General features: G+C 55.1%; 1 pseudogene. It reads left to right on the forward strand.

Going from position 1 to position 512, the window contains the following annotated elements:
• Positions 1-512, forward strand: a pseudogene (locus tag FKW31_RS14420) (hypothetical protein); the annotation flags it as partial.

Consider the following 512-nt stretch of genomic DNA (forward strand, 5'->3'; position numbering starts at 1 on the left):
CAGCAGATGGCATGCTGACAGAAAGTTATCTGGATACAGGTAACCGCCGTGCGTTCCGTCAGGCTGGTTCTGTCATGAGCTTGGGTGGAAAAATCAAAAGCTGGGAAGATGATGCCGCAGTAGATCTGTGTGTTGACCGTGCTTTTGTGGAACCTTTGTTCTGCAAGCTGGCGGAGCGGGCTGCAAGTGTCGGCGGGCAGCCAGTGGCTACAGCATCGCAGGTTCTGACAGATGAGCCCGACCTGCATCTGGTAACAGATAAAGGTGCTGTTGTGCGTGCCGTAAGGCGCAATGGGCAGCGTTATAGCTTCATGCTACGTCCCGGCACACGCTTTGTGCGTATTGTCTCACGCGCCAGCCGCCCATCTGATGTGATTGGGCCATTTGTGGATGATCGGCGTGACATGGGTGTTGCCGTTGCGGATGTGCATCTTGCAACAGCCGGACAGCAGCATGACATTGCAGCGCATCTGATGCAGGATAAGCCTGAAGGCTGGCATGAAACAGACTGG

It is taken from the genome of Acetobacter sp. DmW_136, from assembly GCF_008690365.1.
Lineage (GTDB): Bacteria > Pseudomonadota > Alphaproteobacteria > Acetobacterales > Acetobacteraceae > Acetobacter > Acetobacter oryzifermentans.